This is a genomic window from Conyzicola sp., assembly GCF_057073975.1.
In genome coordinates this window covers 1-3,075 of sequence record NZ_JBXMIS010000061.1, presented here as the reverse complement: position 1 = coordinate 3,075, position 3,075 = coordinate 1, and the positions used below count along the sequence as shown (strand labels likewise).

Genomic DNA, 3,075 nt, shown 5'->3' with positions numbered 1-3,075 from the left:
CCGTGATCATGCCGTCGCTGTCGCTCGATGCGGAGCCATCGAAGGTCGCGGTCAGACCGGATGCGGAGCTGGAGAACGCGGCCACCGGAGGTGTCGTCGTCGGCTGGCCGAGCGTGAAGCTGTCGGTGAATGTTCCACCCGCCGCGCGGACGAAGCGCCCGGTGAGCTCTGTCGGGGTCGCGGTGACGTCGAGCACTCCCCACGTCGGGTTGACGTTGAGGGCCGACCACGACGCGAAGTAACCGGCCTCGGAGTCGGTGAGGGTGATTTCCCGTATCGGCACCCCGCTGGTGCCGACCGTCGCGAAGACCGTGCCGGCGCCCGCGGTCATGACCGCGTCGGAGTCGACGATGCACGCGGCGTTGACCGTGTTCGGCACGATGGCCGGGCACGCGGCCGACGTCGCCAGCTGCCGACTGCGCTGGTACAGGTGCTCATGGCCGCTCAGCACGAGGTCGACCCGCTTGTCGACGAGCATGGAGATGAAGTCGGCTCCCGGGTCACAGGAGTACGCCCCCATCGACAGGCATGGCTTGTGCATTCCGACGACGACCCACGGCACGCCGTCTGCGCGTGCATCGTCGATGGCGGCCGTCGTCCAGGCGTAGCGCGGGGTGCCGGCTGCATAGCTCCAGGTGCCATCGGGGAAGGTGAGCCCCGGCGAGACCATGATGTAGCGAACGATGGGCGCGTCGGCGGGAACGTCGACGTAGTACTGCCGCCCGTAGGTGCCGATGACCCCGGGAAGCTGGTTGGGCAGGCACGCGGAGAAGTCGTTGATGTTGCCGTTCTGGCCGTTGCTCTCATGGTTTCCGGCCACCAGTTCGAACGGGAAGCCGGCACCGACGCGCGCGGTCACGAGATCGCACCACTGCTGCTCGTTGCCCGACGCCCCGTAGGAGAGATCGCCGAGCGCGAGATGGAGATCCTGCTGGATGGAGCCGATGGTCGAGAGAACGGAGAACGACTCCGGCGTAGAGGAGAAGTCACCGGATGCCGTGAACCGCACCGAGGCATCCGCGGGTGCCGCCAGCCGGCCGCCACCGCCGCCGACCACCGCCAGCGTCGCTGCGAGCATCGCGACGGTGGCGAGCGTTGTGACGAGTCGTGAACCGAGCATGGCAGCCTCACCTCTAGACGAGACGCCGCGAGCGCGATTCGCGCTCGGGAAGGGGCAGCGACCCCGGTTGGGGGTGGCCACATCGTAGCGCCGCAACGCGCCGGGCAACAGGGTGCGGCGCGAGCGGCCATAGTCTGGAGCGATGACCGATGGAACAGCCGCCCGCCTGATCACGCAGCTCACCCGTTCCATCCCCGAGTTTCCCCAGCCGGGAATCCTGTTCCGCGACCTCACCCCCGTGTTCGCCGACGGCCCGGCCCTGCATGCTGTCACCCAGGCTCTCGTCGAGCCGTTCCGCGATTCGATCGATGCCGTGGCAGGGGTCGAGGCACGCGGCTTCCTCCTCTCGGCGACGGCCGCCTACGAGCTCGGCATCGGAACCCTGCTCGTGCGCAAGCCGGGCAAGCTCCCCGGCCCGGTGCTGTCGCGCAGCTACGACCTCGAGTACGGCAGTGCAACGCTCGAGGTCCAGCCGGCGGACCTGCCCCCTGGTTCCCGGGTGCTGCTCGTCGACGACGTGCTCGCGACGGGCGGAACGCTCGCGGCGGCCGCAGCGCTCATCGAGCACGCTGGGTGGTCGGTCGCCGGCATCAGCGTCGTCATGGAGCTCGACGGCCTCGGCGGGCGCGCGGCGCTGCCCGGCTACGACATCCGCACGCTCGTTACCCTGTAGGCGCCGGCCGGCTACTGCAGCGTGGCCGCCATGCCCATGCGGGCGAGCACGACGTTCTCGATCAGCTGCACGATGTTGTAGAGCACGAGCGTGATCACGGTGATGAGCGCGACCGACGACCAGAGGTACTCGAACTGCGCCGAGGCGTTGAACTTGAGGATGCTGCCGCCGATTCCCTGCCCCGTCGACAGCCACTCCGCCAGCAGCGCACCCGTCACCGCGCCAGGAACCGAGACGCGCGCTGCAGAGAACAGCGACGGCAGCGCCCCGGGAATGCTCACCTTGAGCAGCGTCATGAGGGTGCCGCCGCCGTAGACGCGAACGAGGTCGAGGCTCTCTCGGCTCGCCCTGCTGAGCCCGAACATGACAGAGGCCAGGGCCGGAAACAGCACGACGATGCTGCCGATCACGGCGACGGAGGCCGGCGTTCCGCGACCGGTCAGCAGGATGATCACGGGCGCGATCGAGACGAGCGGGATGCTGCGCAGCAGCAGTGCGAGCGGCATCACCCCCGACTCCACCGTCTTCGACATCGTGAACGCGACGGCGAGCACGATGGCGATCGCCATGCCGACGACGAAGCCCAGCAGGGAGTCCTGCAGGGTCAGAACCACGAGGGGTGCCAGCAGTTCACGGTGCGAGAGGGCGGTGCTGTTCGGCCGCTCCGGGTTGTCGACGAACAGGTAGTTCCAGACCTCGATGGGGCCCTTGGCAACGTACGGCGAGATGCCGGTGAGACTCACGACCGCCTGCCAGAGCAGCAGCACGACGACGATCGTGATGAGGCCGTTGAGGCTCGAGCGGCCGATCGAGCGGCCGATGGCCCTGCCGCGCTCCCGCTGCAGGCGACGGCGGATCTCGGTCTCGTCGGTAGCCGCCGCGGGCGCCGTGACGACGGCGGTCACGCCGCGCTCCTGCCAGAGACCCATGGCGTCACGAACCGCGCCACAAGGCCGACGGCGCCGTAGCCGACCAGGGCAACGACAGCGCAGAGGATGAACACCGCCCAGACGCGCGTCGAGTCGAGCTGGCCCTGCAGCCGGATCAGGGTGATGCCGACACCGCGGTCGGTCGCCCCCATGTACTCGCCGAGCACAGCACCGAGGAACGCGGTCGGCACCGCGATCTGCAGGGCGTTGAGGATGGCGGGAAGGGCGGCGATGAGACGCACCTTTCGCAGCTGGGTGAACCGGCCGCCGCCGTAGACGCGCACGACATCCAGACTGGTGCGGTCTGCCGCACGGAAGCCGAGCAGTGCCCCGACCACCGTCGTGAAGAACAC

4 protein-coding genes are annotated in these 3,075 nt (G+C 68.9%); 1 reads left to right on the top strand and 3 read right to left on the bottom strand.

Going from position 1 to position 3,075, the window contains the following annotated elements; translation table 11 throughout:
* Nucleotides 1–1,120, bottom strand: a 1,120-nt coding sequence (locus AC14A7_RS05460) for a metallophosphoesterase (RefSeq protein WP_484006998.1), incomplete at its 3' end; no start/stop codon positions are given.
* Between the two features lie 142 nt (nt 1,121–1,262).
* On the opposite strand from AC14A7_RS05460, the gene AC14A7_RS05455 reads away from it, so the two are divergent.
* The gene (locus tag AC14A7_RS05455; RefSeq protein WP_484006996.1) at nt 1,263–1,793 is read left to right on the top strand and encodes an adenine phosphoribosyltransferase; all 531 of its coding nucleotides are present in this window, start codon (nt 1,263–1,265) and stop codon (nt 1,791–1,793) included.
* 11 nt (nt 1,794–1,804) lie between these two features.
* Here AC14A7_RS05455 and AC14A7_RS05450 read toward each other — a convergent pair whose 3' ends face one another.
* Both AC14A7_RS05450 and AC14A7_RS05445 read right to left on the bottom strand, forming a co-directional pair.
* A complete protein-coding gene (locus AC14A7_RS05450; RefSeq protein WP_484006994.1) occupies nt 1,805–2,698 on the bottom strand; it encodes an ABC transporter permease in 894 nt (297 codons plus the stop codon).
* Nucleotides 2,695–3,075 (bottom strand): ABC transporter permease (locus AC14A7_RS05445; RefSeq protein ID WP_484006992.1); only part of this gene is annotated, 381 nt, incomplete at its 5' end. The genes AC14A7_RS05450 and AC14A7_RS05445, both read right to left, overlap by 4 nt.